Source organism: Tritonibacter scottomollicae (genome assembly GCF_003003215.1).
GTDB classification, from domain to species: Bacteria; Pseudomonadota; Alphaproteobacteria; order Rhodobacterales; family Rhodobacteraceae; genus Epibacterium; species Epibacterium scottomollicae.
Genome location: NZ_PVUF01000001.1, coordinates 786,856 through 804,323 on the forward strand (window position 1 = coordinate 786,856; position 17,468 = coordinate 804,323).

Annotated in this window: 17 protein-coding genes; 10 read left to right on the plus strand and 7 right to left on the minus strand. The window is 62.3% G+C overall.

All coding sequences use genetic code 11. The features are described from left to right. Positions 1–165: 165 nt before the first annotated feature. Entirely contained in the window at positions 166–579 is a 414-nt protein-coding gene (locus CLV89_RS03740) for a hypothetical protein (RefSeq protein ID WP_106162256.1), read from the minus strand. Positions 580–677: 98 nt separating this feature from the next. Here CLV89_RS03740 and CLV89_RS03745 point away from each other — a divergent pair, with 98 nt between their 5' ends. Both CLV89_RS03745 and rpoH read left to right on the plus strand, forming a co-directional pair. Then, the gene (locus CLV89_RS03745) at positions 678–1,508 is read left to right on the plus strand and encodes a LysR family transcriptional regulator (RefSeq protein WP_165798084.1); all 831 of its coding nucleotides are present in this window, start codon (positions 678–680) and stop codon (positions 1,506–1,508) included. A gap of 181 nt (positions 1,509–1,689) precedes the next feature. Next, positions 1,690–2,586 (plus strand): RNA polymerase sigma factor RpoH, encoded by an 897-nt coding sequence (gene rpoH, locus CLV89_RS03750; RefSeq protein WP_106162258.1) that lies wholly within the window; start codon positions 1,690–1,692, stop codon positions 2,584–2,586. Positions 2,587–3,353: 767 nt separating this feature from the next. Here the strand turns inward: rpoH and CLV89_RS03760 are convergent. Further along, positions 3,354–4,526 carry a dipeptidase gene (locus CLV89_RS03760; RefSeq protein WP_106162259.1) on the minus strand — a complete coding sequence of 391 codons (1,173 nt, stop codon included), beginning with the start codon at positions 4,524–4,526 and terminating at the stop codon, positions 3,354–3,356. Between the two features lie 160 nt (positions 4,527–4,686). Between CLV89_RS03760 and CLV89_RS03765 the strand changes: the two genes are divergently transcribed. After that, positions 4,687–5,676: a Gfo/Idh/MocA family protein gene (locus CLV89_RS03765; protein ID WP_106162260.1), complete on the plus strand. Its 990-nt coding sequence runs from the start codon at positions 4,687–4,689 to the stop codon at positions 5,674–5,676. Positions 5,677–5,903: 227 nt separating this feature from the next. After that, positions 5,904–6,173 carry a DksA/TraR family C4-type zinc finger protein gene (locus CLV89_RS03770; protein WP_106162261.1) on the plus strand — a complete coding sequence of 90 codons (270 nt, stop codon included), beginning with the start codon at positions 5,904–5,906 and terminating at the stop codon, positions 6,171–6,173. Positions 6,174–6,221: 48 nt separating this feature from the next. Here the strand turns inward: CLV89_RS03770 and CLV89_RS03775 are convergent, their stop codons facing one another. From CLV89_RS03775 to CLV89_RS03790, 4 genes are all read right to left on the minus strand, one after another. Continuing rightward, on the minus strand, positions 6,222–6,731 hold the full coding sequence (locus CLV89_RS03775; protein ID WP_106162262.1) for a GNAT family N-acetyltransferase: 510 nt from the start codon (positions 6,729–6,731) through the stop codon (positions 6,222–6,224). Positions 6,732–6,828: 97 nt separating this feature from the next. Continuing rightward, positions 6,829–8,649, minus strand: coding sequence for a M3 family oligoendopeptidase (locus tag CLV89_RS03780; RefSeq protein WP_106162263.1), 1,821 nt, complete (start codon positions 8,647–8,649; stop codon positions 6,829–6,831). 274 nt (positions 8,650–8,923) lie between these two features. Next, entirely contained in the window at positions 8,924–9,871 is a 948-nt protein-coding gene (locus tag CLV89_RS03785; RefSeq protein ID WP_106162264.1) for an alpha/beta hydrolase, read from the minus strand. A 20-nt stretch (positions 9,872–9,891) separates the two neighbouring features. Next, on the minus strand, positions 9,892–10,179 hold the full coding sequence (locus tag CLV89_RS03790; protein ID WP_106162265.1) for an SCP2 sterol-binding domain-containing protein: 288 nt from the start codon (positions 10,177–10,179) through the stop codon (positions 9,892–9,894). A gap of 99 nt (positions 10,180–10,278) precedes the next feature. Here CLV89_RS03790 and CLV89_RS03795 point away from each other — a divergent pair, with 99 nt between their 5' ends. The 5 genes from CLV89_RS03795 (at position 10,279) to CLV89_RS03815 (ending at position 15,504) form a co-directional block, all read left to right on the plus strand. Continuing rightward, positions 10,279–10,869 carry a tetratricopeptide repeat protein gene (locus CLV89_RS03795; RefSeq protein ID WP_207796872.1) on the plus strand — a complete coding sequence of 197 codons (591 nt, stop codon included), beginning with the start codon at positions 10,279–10,281 and terminating at the stop codon, positions 10,867–10,869. An 85-nt stretch (positions 10,870–10,954) separates the two neighbouring features. After that, on the plus strand, positions 10,955–13,912 hold the full coding sequence (locus CLV89_RS03800; RefSeq protein ID WP_106162342.1) for a helicase-related protein: 2,958 nt from the start codon (positions 10,955–10,957) through the stop codon (positions 13,910–13,912). Between the two features lie 7 nt (positions 13,913–13,919). Continuing rightward, the gene (locus tag CLV89_RS03805) at positions 13,920–14,294 is read left to right on the plus strand and encodes an RNA-binding S4 domain-containing protein (RefSeq protein ID WP_106162266.1); all 375 of its coding nucleotides are present in this window, start codon (positions 13,920–13,922) and stop codon (positions 14,292–14,294) included. 67 nt (positions 14,295–14,361) lie between these two features. Continuing rightward, positions 14,362–14,700 carry a ferredoxin FdxA gene (fdxA, locus tag CLV89_RS03810; RefSeq protein ID WP_106162267.1) on the plus strand — a complete coding sequence of 113 codons (339 nt, stop codon included), beginning with the start codon at positions 14,362–14,364 and terminating at the stop codon, positions 14,698–14,700. A 291-nt stretch (positions 14,701–14,991) separates the two neighbouring features. Then, positions 14,992–15,504, plus strand: coding sequence for a CarD family transcriptional regulator (locus tag CLV89_RS03815; RefSeq protein WP_106162268.1), 513 nt, complete (start codon positions 14,992–14,994; stop codon positions 15,502–15,504). Between the two features lie 84 nt (positions 15,505–15,588). Here CLV89_RS03815 and cobS read toward each other — a convergent pair whose 3' ends face one another. Next, the gene (gene cobS / locus CLV89_RS03820) at positions 15,589–16,341 is read right to left on the minus strand and encodes an adenosylcobinamide-GDP ribazoletransferase (protein ID WP_106162269.1); all 753 of its coding nucleotides are present in this window, start codon (positions 16,339–16,341) and stop codon (positions 15,589–15,591) included. Between the two features lie 101 nt (positions 16,342–16,442). Here cobS and cobT point away from each other — a divergent pair, with 101 nt between their 5' ends. Next, positions 16,443–17,453 carry a nicotinate-nucleotide--dimethylbenzimidazole phosphoribosyltransferase gene (gene cobT, locus CLV89_RS03825; protein WP_106162270.1) on the plus strand — a complete coding sequence of 337 codons (1,011 nt, stop codon included), beginning with the start codon at positions 16,443–16,445 and terminating at the stop codon, positions 17,451–17,453. The last annotated feature ends 15 nt before the right edge of the window (positions 17,454–17,468 follow it).

Here is a 17,468-nt window from a genome sequence, read left to right on the forward strand (position 1 = left end):
GTAAATGAGGTGTTTCGCTTCGGGCTGTGCCCGAAGCGACCCGCGCCGCGTGCCCAATGGGCACGCGGCGCGGGCGTCATCCGCCTGACTATGGCGTCTAGCCGCGCGGTTACGAGGATGCGCGGTGCGTGTCCTGACTGGGTTCTGTCGGCTGCCTGTGTCGGATTAGACCGGGATGGCCCCCGTGACCGTCTCACGGAAATAATCCAGCTTTCCGTCAGTCTCATGCGAGATGATATAGGTCAGGCTGGTGACGGTGCAGTCTTTGAGCCCGTAGAAGAAGCGCTGATGAAAACGGGTCAGGTGCCACCCGTCCGCAAGCGGCTGCACGTCTATGTCCAACGCCTCCGTGCCCTGAGGGAAGATATCAGTGCCGAGCCGGGTCAGGATCGCGCCCATGCTCTCAAGGCCTTTGCCTGCCTGCCAGCTGACATCCACATCGTCGGCATAGTGGTCGATGCGAAAGTCGATGTCATTGGCCATATGCTCCATCAGGCCGGGGTCGCCCGCCACAAATTTCTGCAGCACGGATTGTATGGCGGGCTGGGACGGGGCGGGTGTGTGTGAAACTGCGGTCACGGATCTCTCCTGAGTTGAATTATGCGTGACCCATCGATGGCGCGGATGCATAAAATAATATAGACCGATGCTAACTTTGCATTACATAGAGAATGACTATGTTAGAGATCACCCCGCTGCGGTACTTTCTGAGTGCCTATGAAACCGGCTCCATCAGTCGCGCGGCTCAGGTCAATGCGGTGAGCCAGCCCAGCGTGTCCGCCGCGATCCAGCGGTTGGAGCGCGAGTTGGGCGGTTCGCTCTTCCTGCGGTCCCGGCGCGGGTTGGTCACCACACCGCTGGGCGAGCAGCTCTACCGGGAGGCCGCGCCAAGCGTGACGCATCTGGCGGACCTGTCGACCCGGCTGCGCCCGCATCCGCGACAGCGTCTCAGGATCTACTGTCACCCGGATGTGCTGCTCTCGCCCTTCTCGGTGCCGTTGCAGGCGCTGGTGCGGCGACGACAGGAGCTGCTGCCGGAGTTCTGCGATCAGGCGGAGGTCTGTGATATCGCATGCGTGGCCGAAAGCTGTGCCCCGCCCGGGTATGCGTTTCTGCCACTTTGGGATGAGGGCTATGGGGTTGCGCTGCCCGCCGGGCACAGGCTGGCGCAGGCGGGCGTGTTGCGGCCCGAAGACATCGTGGCAGAGCCACGCATTCACCGCCCGTATTGCCCGAAGGCGGATGTTCTGCATGAGGTCGAGGCGGGCAGGGGGATGCCGCCACCGCATGGCGCCGCGGCTGTCAACGACCAGCAAGTGCTGGACCTGGTGGCGGCAGGCCTGGGCATCGCGCTGGTGCCACTGCGCCATGCGGGCTGTCATCCGGGGGTGGCTGTGCGTCCCCTGACCGAGGTGCCAGAGGTGCGGCGCACCGTCGGGCTGGCGTATCGCAAAACGGTGCTCGCCCGCGAAATCGCGGCGGAGCTGGCGGCGGAGGCAAAGGAATAATCGAGGCGAAACAAAGTGCTAACGAAAAGGTGAATATTTTTATAGCTTTTTGTGACGCACTTCACAGAGGACATGCGTTGTCCTTTGTATAACACTGAGCAAGAGGTCACTTGAAAATCGTGATCGCAACAACCAAATGGGCTGATGTTAAGTCCTTACACATTCGAAAGGGACAGATCTGATGGCAAATTATGCAAACCTGCCCGCCCCATCTCCCGAAGGTGGCCTGAACCGCTACATGCAGGAGATCCGGAAGTTCCCGCTGCTGGAGCCGGAAGAAGAGTACATGCTGGCCAAGCGTTGGGTCGAAGAGCAGGATACTGAATCCGCGCATAAGATGGTGACGTCGCACCTGCGTCTGGCCGCGAAAATTGCCATGGGCTATCGCGGCTACGGTCTGCCGCAGGCCGAGGTGATCTCTGAGGCGAATGTGGGTCTGATGCAGGCAGTGAAACGGTTTGATCCCGAAAAGGGCTTTCGTCTGGCGACCTATGCCATGTGGTGGATCCGGGCCTCGATCCAGGAATATATCCTGCGGTCCTGGAGCCTGGTGAAGCTGGGCACCACGTCGGCGCAGAAAAAACTCTTCTTCAACCTGCGCAAGGCCAAGGCTCGTATTGGTGCGCTTGAAGATGGCGATCTGCGTCCCGAAGTGGTCAAGAAAATTGCCACGGATCTTGGCGTGACCGAGACTGAAGTGATTTCGATGAACCGGCGCATGTCCGGTGGTGACGCCTCGCTGAACGCCATGGTGGGCAGCGATGGTGACAGCACCATGCAGTGGCAGGACTGGCTGGAGGACGAAAGCGCGGATCAGGCGGGCGACTACGAGGCCCGCGATGAACTGGAAGCGCGTCGGGAGCTGTTGGCCGAAGCCATGAGTGTTCTGAACGACCGTGAGAAGGACATCCTTTCGCAGCGCCGCCTGGCTGATCAGGCCAAGACGCTGGAAGAGCTGAGCGGCCAATATGACGTCAGCCGGGAGCGCATCCGCCAGATTGAGGTGCGTGCCTTTGAGAAGCTGCAGAAGAAGATGCGGGATCTGGCCGCAGGCAAGGGCATGTTGCAACAAGCCTGATCTGCTGCGTCCGCAAGATGTTTGTCACTGGCGCCTTTCTCCCTCGGCGTTGACAAATCAGGGGTCACCGAATGGTGGCCCCTTTGTCGTTTCCGCACTGGGCGCACCCGGCTTGGAGACATCGTGGGCGCGCGACGGTGACGTGACTGCGAGAGAGGGAGGACTGATGCCATGGACGAGGCGTCTGTCTGCGCGAGGCGCAGGAGAGAATACATCCGCGCGTCGTCGGGCAGGGGGCGATGAGTCGGGCAGAGGGCGAAGCTGGCTGGCGCGCTCCGGTGACGGCGCGGCGGGCGGGCAAAACAGCCCATGCAGTTCAGATGTTATCGTGGTGGATCGCGCGTGCTGCTGGGTTTGACATGCCGCAATGCGGCTGAAACCTGGCGTGGCTGGCATATGATCTGCCTGGATGGCGCTGCGGATGCTGGCTGCGAAATGGCGGAGCGGGCGACAGCGCGACACTACTATTGCTGGCTTGATGACGTGGGGAGCTGGCGTGGCTTGCGATCTGGCTGAGATCCATCTGGATCTTGGCTGGAGGGCTTGCTGCTGGCGGCCTGATCATCTGGCTTGCTGCAGTTGAGATCTTTCTAATGCGAGTGCGATCCTGCGTCAACGAAAAAAACGAGCAAAATCAAATACTTGACTGATGTTGTCGGGTATTTATTCCGACTGTTGCGGTCAGGTTTCGCGCCTGCCAAGAAAAAACGCGCACCATCAATGGGGTGCGCGTTCTTGAGGCGTCAGAGATGGGGCCGGAGCCTGGGTCAGTCGAGGCGGGCGCGGATCACCCGGAGCATGTTCTCGCCTGCTACTTTGCGGATCTGCGACTCCGAGAGGCCTTCGTCGAGCATCGCCTGGGTTAGTGCCGCCAGTTCGGAGGTGTCGAAGGTGGTTTCGACAGAGCCGTCAAAGTCGGATCCGAGGGCCACGTGATTCGCGCCGACCACCTCAATCGCACCGCGGATCGCACGGGCGATCCCGGCCGGGGAGGCATCACAGACCGCATCGGCCCAGTAGCCGATGCCAATGACGCCCCCTGTCGCGGCAATCTCCTGCATCAGCGCATCGGGGAGGTTCCGCTTCACCGGGCAGACCTTTTGAATGCCGCCGTGAGACAGAACGATGGGCACATCTGTCATCTCGATCACGTCGCGCACCACCTGCGGGCTGGAATGCGCCACGTCCAGGATCAACCCCTGCGCGACGGAGGCCGCGACGACATCACGCCCGAACTCGGTCAGGCCTTGATCGTTGCTGCCGTGGAGGGAGCCGCCAAGGGCGTTGTCAAAGAAGTGCTGTAGCCCGATGAGGCGGTAGCCCGCGTCCACCAGCCCCTGCAACTTGTCGATGTCACCTTCCAGCGGATGGGCCCCTTCGATGCCAAGCAGCCCGCCGACCACATCATCGCCCGCTGCTTTGAGCTCAAGCAGCGCGTCGAGGTCCGCCTCGGTGCGGATGATCCTGAGGCGCCCCTCGGACCGCTCCTGAAAGCGATGCAGTTTCTGCGCCTGATAGAGCGCACGTTCATAGAGCGACGACCAGGTGGGCAGTGGCCACAGCTGGCCGACCGCCAGCAGCGTGATGTTGTCCATCGCGTCGGTCTCATTGTGATCGTAGTTCTGACCGGCAGGGGATTTGGTGACCGCGGTAAAGACCTGCAGGGCGACGTTGCTCTCGATGAGGCGGGGAATATCCACATGACCGCGGGTGCCACGCTCGGTCAGATCGCGCTTCCACAGGAGCGGATCGGCGTGCAGATCGCCGATCGTCAGACTGTCGTGGAGCGCCTGAGCCGTGGCGCTGACTTCATAGGGGGCATGTTCGACGACGCGATTGCGGCTTTTCTCCACATAGGCAGGGGCAAAGAGCAGGAAGGCGACCACTGCGAGGCCGCAGAGTATCATGAGCCGTCGAAGCCATCTTGCGAGTGTTGCCATTGTCCTGATCCTCCATCTGCTTTTGCGCGCAGGCTAGGCGAGGACACTGACAACGCAAGAAGAAAGCGTGCGGGGGTGGAGGGTCGGCAAAATTTGCCCCGCCGTCACGTCAGAGCTAATGTGAGCGCAAACAGGATTCCCTGAACGAAGGAGAGAAGTCATGACAAACCCGGTCCGGTGGGGCGTCCTAGGGGCGGCCAAATTCGCGCGCGAACATATGGCGCCCGCCATTCATGCGGCAGAGGGGGCGGAACTGGCCGCGCTGGCAACCTCCAGCGCCGAGAAGGCGGTGCCGTTTCAGTCCTTTGCACCCGGGATCACGGTGCATGAGAGCTATGAGGCGCTGCTGGCGGACCCGTCGATTGACGCGGTCTATATCCCGCTGCCCAACCACCTGCATGTGGAATGGGCAGTGAAGGCGATGCAGGCGGGCAAGCACGTGCTGGTAGAAAAACCCGCAACCTTGCAGGAGGCTGAATTCGATCAGTTGATCGCGGCGCGGGATGCCGCGGGCGTGCTGGCGGCAGAGGCCTATATGATCGTGCACCACCCGCAGTGGCAGCGGGTGCAGGAGTTGGTGCAATCGGGCGCGCTTGGGCAGCTCCGGCATGTGTCGGGCAGGTTCTCCTTTGACAACCGGCAGGATGTGGACAACATCCGCAACCGCCCCGAAACCGGCGGTGGCGCGCTGCGCGACATTGGCGTTTATGTCTTTGGCTCGGCCCGGTTTGTGACCGGGGAGGAGCCGGTGGAGGTCAGCGCCCAGATCGAATGGGAGAATGGCGTCGATGTGTTGTCGAACGTGCAGGCGCGGTTCCCGGGGTTCCTCTACACCGCTTATGTCAGCACCCGCATGCAGCCCTATCAGGAGATGCTGTTTCACGGCGACAAGGGCGTGCTGCGTCTCACGGCGCCTTTCAATCCACGCGTCTTCGGCGAGGCACGGTTGGAGCTGCACCAAACATCCCATGCGGCAGGGACCGGTCAGGTGATTGCGGAGCGGTTCCCGCTGGCGGATCACTACAAGCTGCAGGTGGAGGCTTTTGGTCGATCACTGCGCGAGGGCGTGCCCTATGCCTGCCCGCTGGAATTCTCCCGTGGCACCCAGGCGATGATGGATCGGGTGTTCGAGGTCGCAACGGACCTCTGATCAAGGAGGTTGAGGCGTCAGGGGGGGGCGCTCCCGCGCGTCCCCTCTGCATGGAACATGCAGATCGGCCCCTTGGGCCGGGCAGGCCGCGCCGGAGGCGCGGCCTGCCGCCGGGCGACGTGCGTCGCACGGCGCAACCCCTCGAAAGTGTCGATTTTGATATCAGGGTTGCCCGGCTGTGGCAGCCGGGTCTAGCATGGCTGCCACGACAACTGGGAGGCGTGGCGATGGCTGGCGGCTGGGCAAAGGATGGCGCGGTAAGCGAACAGATCGAGGCATCGATCTCGGACGAGCTGGCGCGTCTCAAGACGCGTCGTGCCCCGGTCGGCGAGAGCCTGACCCATTGCGCTGATTGCGAGGAGGCGATCCCCGAAGCCCGGCGGCGCGCCATACCCGGCGTGAAGCTCTGCATCGATTGTCAGCAGGAGCGCGATGGGTCTCAGCAGCTTCGGGGCGGCGTCAACCGACGGGGCAGCAAGGACAGCCAGTTGAAGTGATCTGGGTGACGTGAGGTGAGGGGCCACTGCTGGATGTGCCGCGGCTGATCAGGCGGGACGCAGCAGCAGCCGCATGACGTGCTGGGGGCCGGCAAGACCGCCGTCATGGATGTCACCGGTGTCGACAAATCCGGCCTGCAAATAGCTGCGCACCGCAATCTGGTTGCGGATGTTCACGGTCAGCACCAGCGCCCGCGCGCCCGGGTAGAGGTGGCACAGCGCATTCGGCAGCGCTGCCAATGTGGCGCGCCCGATGCCGCGCCCCTGATGGTGGTAGTCGATCATGAAGGCGCGCAGGCCGAGGTCGCCGTAATGGGCGAAGCCATAGGTTTGCGGATATTTCAGGTCGATCTTGAAAAAACCAACGGCCGCGCCCGCCGTGCGGATGGCGTAAAGGTCGATCCGGTCCTCCTGCGAGGCGAAGGCCATGTCGATGGTGCCACAATAGACGATCTGCTCTGGAGCCACCTCAATGTGGCGGACCAGATCATGGTCGGACTTTTCAAGTCGCTGAAATTCGATTCCGGGTCGCGTCGTCATGGTGCGGTAAAGATGCATAAAAAAGACCCGCCGTCACGATGCGGCGGGCCTTGAGGGATCAATTTTAGAGTGTTTTCAGCATCGTTGCCATCGAATGGCCTCTATGCGGAAAGCCTTACTCTTCCATGGCTTCCAGCTCGTCGATCAGCCCGGAGATCATCGACAGCCCCTTGTCCCAGAATTTGGGATCGGAGGCGTCCAGGTCAAAGGGCGCCAGAAGCTCCTTGTGGTGCTTGGAGCCGCCGGCTTTCAGCATATCGAAATACTTGTCCTCGAAGCCCTCCGCGCCCTCGGCGTAGACCGAGTAGAGCGCGTTCACCAGCCCGTCGCCGAAGGCATAGGCATAGACGTAGAAGGGCGAATGCACGAAATGCGGGATATAGGCCCAGAAAGTCTCGTATCCTTCCATGAAGTCGAACGCGTCGCCAAGGCTTTCGGCCTGAACGCTCATCCACAGGGCGTTGATGTCCTCGGGCGTCAATTCGCCATCGGCGCGGGCGGCGTGCAGTTTGCATTCAAAGTCATAGAAGGCGATCTGGCGCACGACCGTGTTGATCATGTCCTCGACCTTGCCGGCGAGCAGCACCTTGCGCTCTTCCTTGGTCTTGGCCTTTTCCAGCATCTTGCGGAAGGTCAGCATCTCGCCAAACACCGACGCGGTTTCTGCCAGCGTCAGCGGGGTGGAGGAGAGCATTTCGCCCTGATCGGCGGCCAGCACCTGATGCACGCCGTGGCCCAGCTCATGCGCCAGGGTCATCACGTCGCGCGGTTTGCCGAGATAGTTCAGCATCACATAGGGGTGCACATTGGTGACGGTGGGATGGGCAAAGGCGCCGGGGGCCTTGCCAGGTTTCACGCCCGCGTCGATCCAGCCCTTGTCGAAGAACGGCTCTGCCAACTCGCCCATGCGCGGATCAAAGGCGGCATAGGCCTCCATCACCGTGTCGCGCGCTTCGTCCCAGTCGACGATGCGGGTGGCCTCCATCGGCAGCGGCGCGTTGCGGTCCCAGACCTGCATACGATCCAGACCGAGCCATTTGCGCTTCAGCTCGTAATAGCGGTGCGAGAGCTTGGGGTAGGCGGCCACGACCGCCTCGCGCAGGGCCTCGACCACCTCGGGTTCAACATCGTTGGACAGGTGACGGCCCATCTGCGGGCTGGGCATGCCGCGCCAGCGGTCGATGATCTCTTTCTCTTTGGCCTGGGTGTTGTGGACGCGGGCGAAGGTCTTGATGTTGTCGGCAAAGACGCGGGCCAACTCGCGGGAGGCGGCCTCGCGCTTGGCGCGGTCCTGCTCGGTCAGATGGTTGAGCGTCGCCTCGATGCCCAGCTCCTCGCCGTCGATCTCAAACGTGAGGCCGGCGATGGTCTCGTCGAAGAGTTTCTCCCAAGCGTCGCCGACGATGCCGAGGTCATGCATGAAGCGTTCCAGCTCATCGGAGAGCTGATAGGGCTTCATGGCGCGGATGCGGTCGAACACGGGCTTGTAGCGCGCCAGATCGGCATTGGCGGCAAACAGCGCGTCCAGCTTGCCGTCCTCGATGCGGTTGATCTCCAGCGTGAAGAACACCAGCGGGGTGGTGAAGACGGTCACCTTCTCCTGCACATCGGACAGGAACTTGGCGCGCCCCGCATCGGTGGTCAGCTGGTAGTAGCGCAGACCGGCGTAGGACATGATGCGCCCGGCGATATTGTTGATCTTCTCGTTGCGCAGCACGCAGGCCAGCAGGCCGTCGGCGTCCAGATCCGCCAGCTTGCCCTCATAGTCGGCAGCGAAGGAGGCGCATTCCCCTTGCAGCCAGTCGAGGTCGCGGCTGAGTTCGGGGGCTTCTTCGGAGGTGTAGAGATCGCTGAGATCCCATTCGGGCAGCTTGCCCAGGCCATCAGCGCCGGAAGAGGCATTGGCATCGCGCACGGGGAAGGGGAGTTGGAACATGGGACCTCCGTCTGGTGTCTGGCAGGGGTGGGCATGCCCGCGAGGATGCGCGGCAGGGGCCCGAGCCTGAAAATCGGTTCCCGAAACACTTAGGTCTCTGTATCGGCAGGCACAAGCGCCGAGCGGAAGATGCCTGCTGAAACCACCGAACAGAGGGGTTTCGTTTCGGGCAAGGCCCGAAACGACCCGCGCCGCGCGCGCCCTGATCGGGCGCGCGCGGCGCGGCGGTGGCAACGTCAACGTCGCAGCACCAACTCACCCTCTCGAAAACGGATCAGCGGTGCGCGCGGAAATGTGCGGCGATGGCGTCAAAGACGCGGGTCCGGGTGTCCGGTCGCTCCATCAGGATTTCGTGTTGGGCATCTGCGACCACATCCAGTTTGCCGCCGGGCCAGCGCGCCATGCGGTCATGCACGGCGTCGGTGGAGACGATCTGCTCGCTGTCGCCCAGAAAGGTGATGCAGGGCACATTCGGCGAGGCCTCTGCCCGAAGCGCCGCGCATTCCACCATAGCCTGTCCGAGCCACTGGACGGTCGGGCCGCCGAGAACAAGATCCGGCTGTTTTTCCATCTGCATCTGCAGGAAGGCGTACATTTCGGGGTCATTGGTCAGACTGTTGCCCTCGAACGGCGTGACTTGCACATATTGTTCGATGGTGGTGGTGGGCACCAAGCTCTCACTCAGCCCCAGTCGAGCGCCAAAGCGGGTCAGGATCCGGGCCAGCGGACGCAGGGCAAAGGGAATGCGAATGCCCCACATCGGCGCGGTGAAGACACAGGCCGAAACGGGCAGACCCTGATGCAGGGCGCGCAGGCCGATGGCGCCGCCCATGGAGTGGCCAATCATGTACCAGGGCTTTGGCAGATCGAGGGCCGTGGCATGATCAAGCAGCGCGGCGACGTCCTCGTGAAAATCGGCAAAGCGGTCAACATGGCCCAGACGACGGTCCGCTAGGGCGCGATCCGCCAAGCCCTGACCGCGCCAGTCCACCGCGATCACGGCAAACCCGCGTGCGGTCATCTCGGTCGCAAAGGGGCCGTATTTTTCGATGTATTCGGTGCGCCCCGGGAACATGAGAATGGTTCCCGCAGCGTCCGATTGGGGCCGCCAATGGCCTGCGCGGATCCGCAGGCCATCACGTGTGGTCAGCCAATGGGCTGCGCCATCGTCGGGACCGCGCGCGATCTCGGCGAAGTATGGCGCGGGTGAGGTCTCTGCCATCGGCTGATCTTTCATGGCGGTCAGGACAGCGCTTGTGCCAGCTGCATCGCCACGCCCATGTCGCCGTCGATGGTCAGCTTGCCGCCCATGAAGGCGGCCGTCGGGTTCAGCTCACCGGAGAGGATTTCCTGAAAGGTCTCCGCATCGGCGGTCATGGTCACCTCGGCGTCGTCATCGGAGACGCGGGCGCCATTGGCATCCAGAATGATCGAGCCCATGTCGGTGATCTCGAACTTGGCAGTGCTGTCAAAGCCGCCGTCCATCTTTTCGTTCAGCGTTGCGGCTGCCTGTTCCAGAGTGTCGCTCATGTCGTCTTTCCTAAATCGGGTTCTGCGCCTCTGCACAAAACTGTGAAACTGATGGTCGGGGCACTGGTATTTGCACCCTGGACCGTTACCTTTCAAAGTATGGGCAGAACTTGCGCGAATCTCAAAGCTATCGTGGCGGCAATCTCGTTGTCCGTCATCCCCTCTCTATCATCTGTTGTCGCCGCACAGACAGCGGCGCCGGTGAACCTGTCGTCCTTGGGCGAAGATGCGCTGCTGGAACGGCTGCGGGATGCCGATCCCAATGATGCTGCCGCGCTGGAGCGCGAACTGCAGGCCGTCTGGAGCAGCAGCGGCTCGCCCTCGATGGATCTGTTGCTGCGCCGGGGGCGGGACGCGATGGAGCGGCAGGACTGGGCGGCGGCGATCGAACATCTGACCGCACTGACCGACCATGCGCCGCAGTTCGCCGAGGGCTGGTCGGAGCGCGCCCGGGCCTTCTTTAACGCAGAGCGCTACGGGCCGGCGGTTGCGGATCTGGAACAGGCGTTGGCCTTGAACCCGAATGATTACAACGCCATCTTTGCGCTTGGGCAGGTGTTTGAGTTCTTTGGCGATGCCAAGCGCGCCTATGCTGCCTATGAGCGCGCCAAGGCTATACATCCCAATCACGAGGAAGTAACCAAGGCGATGGATCGACTGTCCGTCGAAGTGGAGGGGCGGGCTCTGTGATGAGAGCGCTCTGAGCAGTGATCCCTGAATTTGATCCCCTGATGCCGGCGGTTGCCGGAGGACAGGGCGCGTGGAGTTTGATGCAATGACAGCTGCATCCCGGGTCATGGCCGTCCTTGGCCCGACCAATACAGGCAAGACCCACTACGCGATTGATCGCATGCTAGGCTATCGGACCGGGATCATGGGCTTCCCGCTGCGCCTGCTGGCACGCGAGGTCTATGACAAGATCGTAGGCTTGCGCGGTCCCTCGGTGGTGGCGCTGGTCACCGGCGAAGAGCGGATCGTGCCGCCGCGCGCGAAATACTGGATCTGTACCGTTGAGGCGATGCCCGAGGGCATGGGCTGTGATTTCCTTGCCATCGACGAAATCCAGCTCTGTGCCGATCCGGAGCGGGGGCATGTGTTCACCAACCGGCTGCTGCATGCACGCGGCACGACGGAGACGCTGTTTCTGGGCGCGGATACCATGCGCGGGCCGATTTCTGCGCTGGTGCCGGGGGTGGAGTTCGTGCGGCGCGAGCGGTTGTCGGAACTGGTCTATGCGGGCTCCAAGAAAATCAGCCGGATGCCGCCGCGCACCGCCATCGTCGGCTTCAGCGTCGACAATGTCTATGCCATTGCCGAACTGCTGCGCCGTCAGAAGGGGGGTGCGGCGGTGGTGATGGGGGCGCTCAGTCCGCGCACCCGCAATGCGCAGGTCGAGCTCTACCAGAATGGCGAGGTGGACTACCTCGTGGCCACCGATGCGATCGGCATGGGGCTGAACCTCGATGTGGATCACGTGGCCTTCGCCTCTACCTCGAAATTTGATGGCCGCCGCATGCGGGAGCTCGCGCCGAATGAGCTGGCACAGATCGCCGGTCGCGCGGGGCGCGGCATGAGCCATGGCAGCTTTGGTGTCACCGGCGATGCCCGACCTCTGGATGAGGGCGTGGCCGAGGCGATCATGGAGCATCGCTTCACGCCGCTGAAGAAGCTCAACTGGCGGTCGGCGGACTTGCGGTTTGGCTCCATCGACGCGCTGATTGCCTCGCTCGAATCAAGTCCCGACCATGAGGTGCTGCTGAAGGCCCGCGAGGCCGATGACCTGATGGTGCTGAAGAGTTTTGCGCAAGATGCGACAATCCGCGACAGGGTGCGCGAGGCGCCGGCGGTGCGTCTGTTGTGGGATGTGTGCCGGATTCCCGACTTCCGCGGCATTAGCCATGCAGAGCATTCTTCTTTGCTTAGCGGCATTTTCGGCTATCTTCAGGATGGCGGTGTGGTGCCGGATGACTGGTTTGCCCGTCAAATTCGTCGGATTGACCGTACGGAAGGCGATATTGACACATTGTCGAAACGCTTGGCGTTTATCCGCACATGGACGTATGTGGCACAGCGAAAGGGCTGGCTGCGTGACGAAAGTCATTGGCGGGAGGAAACCCGCACTGTAGAAGACAGGTTGTCCGACGCCCTGCATATGCGTCTGACGCAACGATTTGTGGACCGGCGCACATCTGTTTTGATGCGCCGGCTCAAACAGAAGGAGGCCCTTTTGGCCGAAGTAAATGACCAGGGTGAAGTGACCGTCGAAGGCGAATTCGTCGGTAAACTCGAAGGCTTCCGGTTCTCGCCGGACAAGACCGCACAAGGAGCGGAGGCAAAGGCGCTGAAATCAGCGTCGGTGCAGGCGCTCGCGCCGCAGTATCATCTGCGTGCGGACCGGTTCTACAACGCACCCGATACCGAAATTGATTACACCGATCAGGGCGGCCTGATGTGGGGTGAACACGCCGTCGGCAAATTGGTGGCCGGCGCAGATGCGCTGTCCCCGCAGATCGAGGTTTTTGTCGATGATGCCGCGGGCCCAGATGTGGCCCAGAAGGTTGAACGCCGCCTGCAGCATTTCATCTCGCGCAAGATCCAGGCTCTGTTCGAGCCGCTGATCAACCTGCAGAAGGATGAGGCCCTGTCGGGTCTGGCCCGTGGCTTTGCCTTCCGCATGGTGGAATCGCTGGGCATTCTGCCGCGCGCTGGCGTGGCGCAGGAGGTGAAGGATCTGGACCAGGACGCCCGTGGTGCATTGCGCAAGCATGGCATCCGGTTTGGCCAGTTCACCATCTTCATGCCGCTGCTGCTGAAACCGGCGCCGACCCGTCTGCGTCTGCTGTTGTGGTCGCTGGCCAATGGCTTGCAGGAATTCCCCGAAGCGCCGCCTCCGGGGCTGGTGACGGTTCCGTCGATGCCGGAAGCGCCCGAAGGCTACGATACCATGGCAGGCTATCGTGCTGCCGGGCAGCGCATGATCCGGATCGACATGCTGGAACGTCTCGCAGATCTGCTGCGGGCCGAGGACAGCCGGGGTGGCTTTGAAGCCAAGCCCGACATGCTGTCGATCACCGGCATGACGCTGGAGCAATTCTCCGATCTGATGCAGGGCCTTGGCTACCGCGCAGAGAAGGGCGAACGCACCAAGGTCAAGGCGGTCGATGCCGTGGTGACCGAAGGCGGGACACCTGCGGCGGATCAGCCGGTGATGGATGCGGCCGCCGAAGCGGAAGCCACACCAGCCGCAGCACCTGTCGACGCAGATGCAGCCGAAGCGGCTGCGGATGTGCCAGCCGGTACCGAAGAGATTGCGGACGAAGGCGTGGCGCCCGTCGCGGCAGAGCCTTCCGATGCTGATGTTGCGGAACCGATCGCGGAGACGGCAGATGCCGAAACCCCGGTGGGTGAGGCTGCTGATGCTGCGATTGACGAGCCCGAGATCGAGGTGTTCTACACCTTCACCTGGGGGCGTACTCCGCGTCAGGGCGGCAATCAGCGCGGTCAGCGTCGCGGCGAAGGTCGCGGTCAGAAAGCTGACGGCGCGGGCCGTGGCAATGCGCGCGGTGGTGGCAAGCCACAGGGCAAGCCCGGTGGCAAGAAAGGCGGCCGTCCGGACCGTGGTGGTGACAAGGGGGCCAAGACCTATTCGTCCCGTCCTCCGCGCAAGGAAAAGCAAATCGACCCCGACAACCCCTTTGCCGCAGCGCTGATGGGGCTGAAACAGGACGACTGATTGCGTCATGAGTGATCACGCGGGCAAGATCCGGATCGACAAGTGGCTGTGGCATGCGCGGTTTTACAAAACCCGCTCGCTGGCAGCCAAACAGGTCGGGGCGGGTCATGTCCGCGTGAATGGCGCAAAGGTTTCAAAGCCTTCTCAGAACGTCTCCGTTGGGGACGTTCTGACTTTTCCGCAAGGGTATCTGGTGCGCGTTGTACGCATCGCCGCCCTGTCGGAGCGACGTGGCCCGGCCTCTGAGGCGCAGACACTTTACCTTGATATGACCGAGCCGCAGGACAAACCGCCTGCCAATCCCAAATTTGAGGGAAAAGGTCGCCCGGATAAGAAGCAGCGCAGGGCGCTTGGTCTTACTCGTGTCTGGGACGATCATTGACGGCTTGAAGCCTGCGCGCTTGTGGATTAGCTAAACGTCCAGACACTGGAACGGGATCCAAGCCAAAATGACCTACGTCGTTACGGACAATTGTATTGCCTGCAAGTACACCGATTGCGTCGAGGTATGCCCGGTTGACTGTTTCTACGAGGGTGAGAACACGTTGGTGATCCATCCCGATGAATGCATCGACTGTGGTGTATGCGAGCCAGAGTGCCCCGCCGACGCGATCCGTCCGGACACCGAGCCGGATATGGACAAATGGGTGGAATTCAACCGCAAGTACTCCGAGCTCTGGCCGGTCATTGTCTCCAAGAAGGACCCGCTGCCGGGTCATGAGGAGAAAGACGGCGAAGAGGGCAAGCTGGAGAAATACTTCTCCGAAGCGCCCGGCGAAGGCGGCTGAGACAGCGCTGTTTCGGGTCATTTCGCGCGAAATAGGCGTTAAAGATTGACCCATACGTCATATTGACGTGCCCTGCCGCTTTCGGAGGGCGCGTTTTTGTGCTATATTTAACGGATGTAACGAAATACGTAGAATATCGCCCGCCGTGATGATCACATGATTCGTGTGTCTCTTGGTGGGCTGTCTGCGCCAATTCGATGCCCAGCGGCCCATGTTCCATGTGCCGCGCAGGTGAGTCGTGGCGTGGGCCAAGTCGGCATGGTTGCCGTGTCATCGCGAGGAAAGACCTGTATGACCAAATCGAAGAAGCTCGAGTTCCGCCCTAACGATTATATTGTCTATCCGGCCCATGGGGTTGGTCAGATCATGTCGATCGAGGAGCAGGAAGTGGCCGGCTACAAGCTGGAGCTATTCGTGATCACCTTTGAGAAAGACAAGATGACCCTGCGGGTTCCGACCCACAAGGCAGTCGACATTGGCATGCGCTCGCTGTCCTCTCCGGACGTGATCGCGCAGGCGATGAAGACGCTGAAGGGCAAGGCCAAGGTCAAGCGGGCCATGTGGTCGCGCCGGGCGCAGGAATACGAACAGAAGATCAACTCTGGCGATCTGATCTCGATCGCCGAAGTGGTCCGCGATCTGCACCGGACCGACGATCAGCGCGAGCAGAGCTATTCCGAGCGTCAGCTTTATGAAGCGGCGCTGGAACGTATGACGCGCGAAGTTGCTGCTGTCTCCGGTGGCGATGAAATCGCGGCTGCCAAACAAGTGGATGAGGTTCTGACCTCGCGCGCGGCAGCCTGATTTCTTCAGTTCTGTGAACACAAAGGGCCGTCCCGGTGGGGCGGTCTTTTTTGTTGTCTGTACGCTGGACTGCGATCTGCTGCGTCAGAGCAGTGCCAAGAGCGCAAGCCCGGCAGCGATTTCGCAGAGCTGCTGTGTCGCGCCTAGGATATCGCCGGTCTGACCGCCGATCTTCGCCCGGGCAAGGGCACGCAGGCCGAGCACCACTGGCACCAGCAATAGGCCAACAGCCACCGCAGTCACGCCGATGCAGAAAATGCCCAGACCCAGTGCAAGGACAACGCCGGCGACCACATGCGCGCCGTTTGGGCGGCCAACGCTGTGCGACAGGCCGGTGTCCCGCGCATGGGGCAGGCTGGACATCATCACCGGCATCGCGGCGCGACTGAGGACGGCCATGACCACCAGCGCCCAGATCATGCCAGCGCTCAGCAGTGCGGTCAGCGTCACCCAGCGCAGCCCGCAGCCCAGTCCCAGTGCCAGCACCCCATAGGTGCCTATGTGGCTGTCTTTCATGATCTCAAGGCGTCTTGCCCGGTCAAAGCCACCCCAAAGCCCGTCCGCCGTATCCGCCAGCCCGTCTTCATGCATGGCGCCGGTGATCAGCACCTGCACTGCCAGTGCGAGACCGGCGGCGATGGCAGGCGACCACCATCCCAGCGCCAGCTGTGCGGTCGCAAGCGCCAGAAGTCCGACGATCAGCCCCGCCAGCGGGAAGGCCCAGACCGCATGGGCCTGGCGGCCAAAGCGGCTTTTATGCAAATGCGGCAGGGGCAGGCGGGTCAGCAGCACCAGCGCAAGCAGTATATCCATTGCCTTGAAGTCGTTTTTTCGCATGGTGATGCCTCTGGCAGGTCTTCTCGGCGCGCGGCGCGGGGGGTAAACAGGTCAGACACCGCTTTACCTGCGCGGTGCGGTCCGACGCAACGAGGCTTTTCATGCTGCCAGAATTTAACTCACTCTCCGCCTTTCGCGCGGCGCTTTCCAAGGCGCCTGTCGCCGATGCCACAGCGCGTGCAGGCTGCGAAGCCCGCAATGGTCAACTGACCAAACCACCGGGCGCATTGGGACAGCTCGAAGAGGTCGCGATCTGGTACGGCAGCTGGCGCGGAACCGACAAGCCGGACATCTCGGCGCCACAGGTGATTGTTTTTGCGGGCAATCACGGCGTGACCGCACGGGGGGTTTCAGCCTTCCCGGCAGAGGTTACGGTGCAGATGGTTGCCAATTTCAAGTCTGGCGGGGCGGCGATCAACCAGCTTGCGAAACTCGCAGGCGCGCGCATGGATGTGCATGCGCTGGATCTTGATCGCCCGACGACCGATTTCACCGCAGCTCCTGCAATGACCGAAACGGAGTTCCTGTCGGCGCTACAAACCGGCTGGGCTGCGGTGGATCCGGCCTGTGACGTGCTGGTGGTTGGTGAGATGGGCATCGGCAACACAACCTCTGCCGCGGCCATCTGCCATGCGCTCTATGGGGGAGAGGCCGCCGACTGGACCGGTCGCGGGACGGGAGTGGATGATGCCGGGCTTGTGCTGAAGGCGCAGGTGGTTGCTGAGGGCGTGGCCCTTCACCAATCCGCAGACGGGCTGGATATTCTGCGCTGCCTGGGCGGTCGTGAAGTTGCCGCAATGGCGGGTGCGATCGCGGCGGCCCGCATGCTGCGCATTCCGGTGATCCTGGATGGGTTCATCTGTTGTGCGGCGGCGGCCTGTCTGGCGCGCCTGGCCGATGGGGCGCTGGATCACACCATCGCCGGCCATCAAAGCGCCGAGGGCGCCCATGCGGCCCTGCTGCAAAATCTCGGCAAGGCACCGTTGCTGTCGCTTGGGCTGCGCCTGGGAGAAGGCTCTGGTGCGGCATTGGCGATACAGGTGCTAAAGGGCGCAGTGGCCTGCCACACTGGCATGGCAACCTTTGCCGAGGCAGGCGTCTCCGACGGCTGAGTGCCGCACATCCGG

Bases quoted from the DNA above. Each gene is read 5' to 3' on its own strand.
- cobS (WP_106162269.1), bottom strand. From the start codon at position 16,341: ATGCGAAAAAACGACTTCAAGGCAATGGATATACTGCTTGCGCTGGTG.
- CLV89_RS03775 (WP_106162262.1), bottom strand. From the start codon at position 6,731: ATGCATCTTTACCGCACCATGACGACGCGACCCGGAATCGAATTTCAG.
- CLV89_RS03745 (WP_165798084.1), top strand. From the start codon at position 678: ATGTTAGAGATCACCCCGCTGCGGTACTTTCTGAGTGCCTATGAAACC.
- rpoH (WP_106162258.1), top strand. From the start codon at position 1,690: ATGGCAAATTATGCAAACCTGCCCGCCCCATCTCCCGAAGGTGGCCTG.
- CLV89_RS03795 (WP_207796872.1), top strand. From the start codon at position 10,279: ATGGGCAGAACTTGCGCGAATCTCAAAGCTATCGTGGCGGCAATCTCG.
- cobT (WP_106162270.1), top strand. From the start codon at position 16,443: ATGCTGCCAGAATTTAACTCACTCTCCGCCTTTCGCGCGGCGCTTTCC.
- CLV89_RS03805 (WP_106162266.1), top strand. From the start codon at position 13,920: ATGAGTGATCACGCGGGCAAGATCCGGATCGACAAGTGGCTGTGGCAT.
- CLV89_RS03790 (WP_106162265.1), bottom strand. From the start codon at position 10,179: ATGAGCGACACTCTGGAACAGGCAGCCGCAACGCTGAACGAAAAGATG.
- CLV89_RS03815 (WP_106162268.1), top strand. From the start codon at position 14,992: ATGACCAAATCGAAGAAGCTCGAGTTCCGCCCTAACGATTATATTGTC.
- CLV89_RS03785 (WP_106162264.1), bottom strand. From the start codon at position 9,871: ATGGCAGAGACCTCACCCGCGCCATACTTCGCCGAGATCGCGCGCGGT.
- CLV89_RS03800 (WP_106162342.1), top strand. From the start codon at position 10,955: ATGACAGCTGCATCCCGGGTCATGGCCGTCCTTGGCCCGACCAATACA.
- CLV89_RS03770 (WP_106162261.1), top strand. From the start codon at position 5,904: ATGGCTGGCGGCTGGGCAAAGGATGGCGCGGTAAGCGAACAGATCGAG.
- fdxA (WP_106162267.1), top strand. From the start codon at position 14,362: ATGACCTACGTCGTTACGGACAATTGTATTGCCTGCAAGTACACCGAT.
- CLV89_RS03765 (WP_106162260.1), top strand. From the start codon at position 4,687: ATGACAAACCCGGTCCGGTGGGGCGTCCTAGGGGCGGCCAAATTCGCG.
- CLV89_RS03760 (WP_106162259.1), bottom strand. From the start codon at position 4,526: ATGGCAACACTCGCAAGATGGCTTCGACGGCTCATGATACTCTGCGGC.
- CLV89_RS03780 (WP_106162263.1), bottom strand. From the start codon at position 8,649: ATGTTCCAACTCCCCTTCCCCGTGCGCGATGCCAATGCCTCTTCCGGC.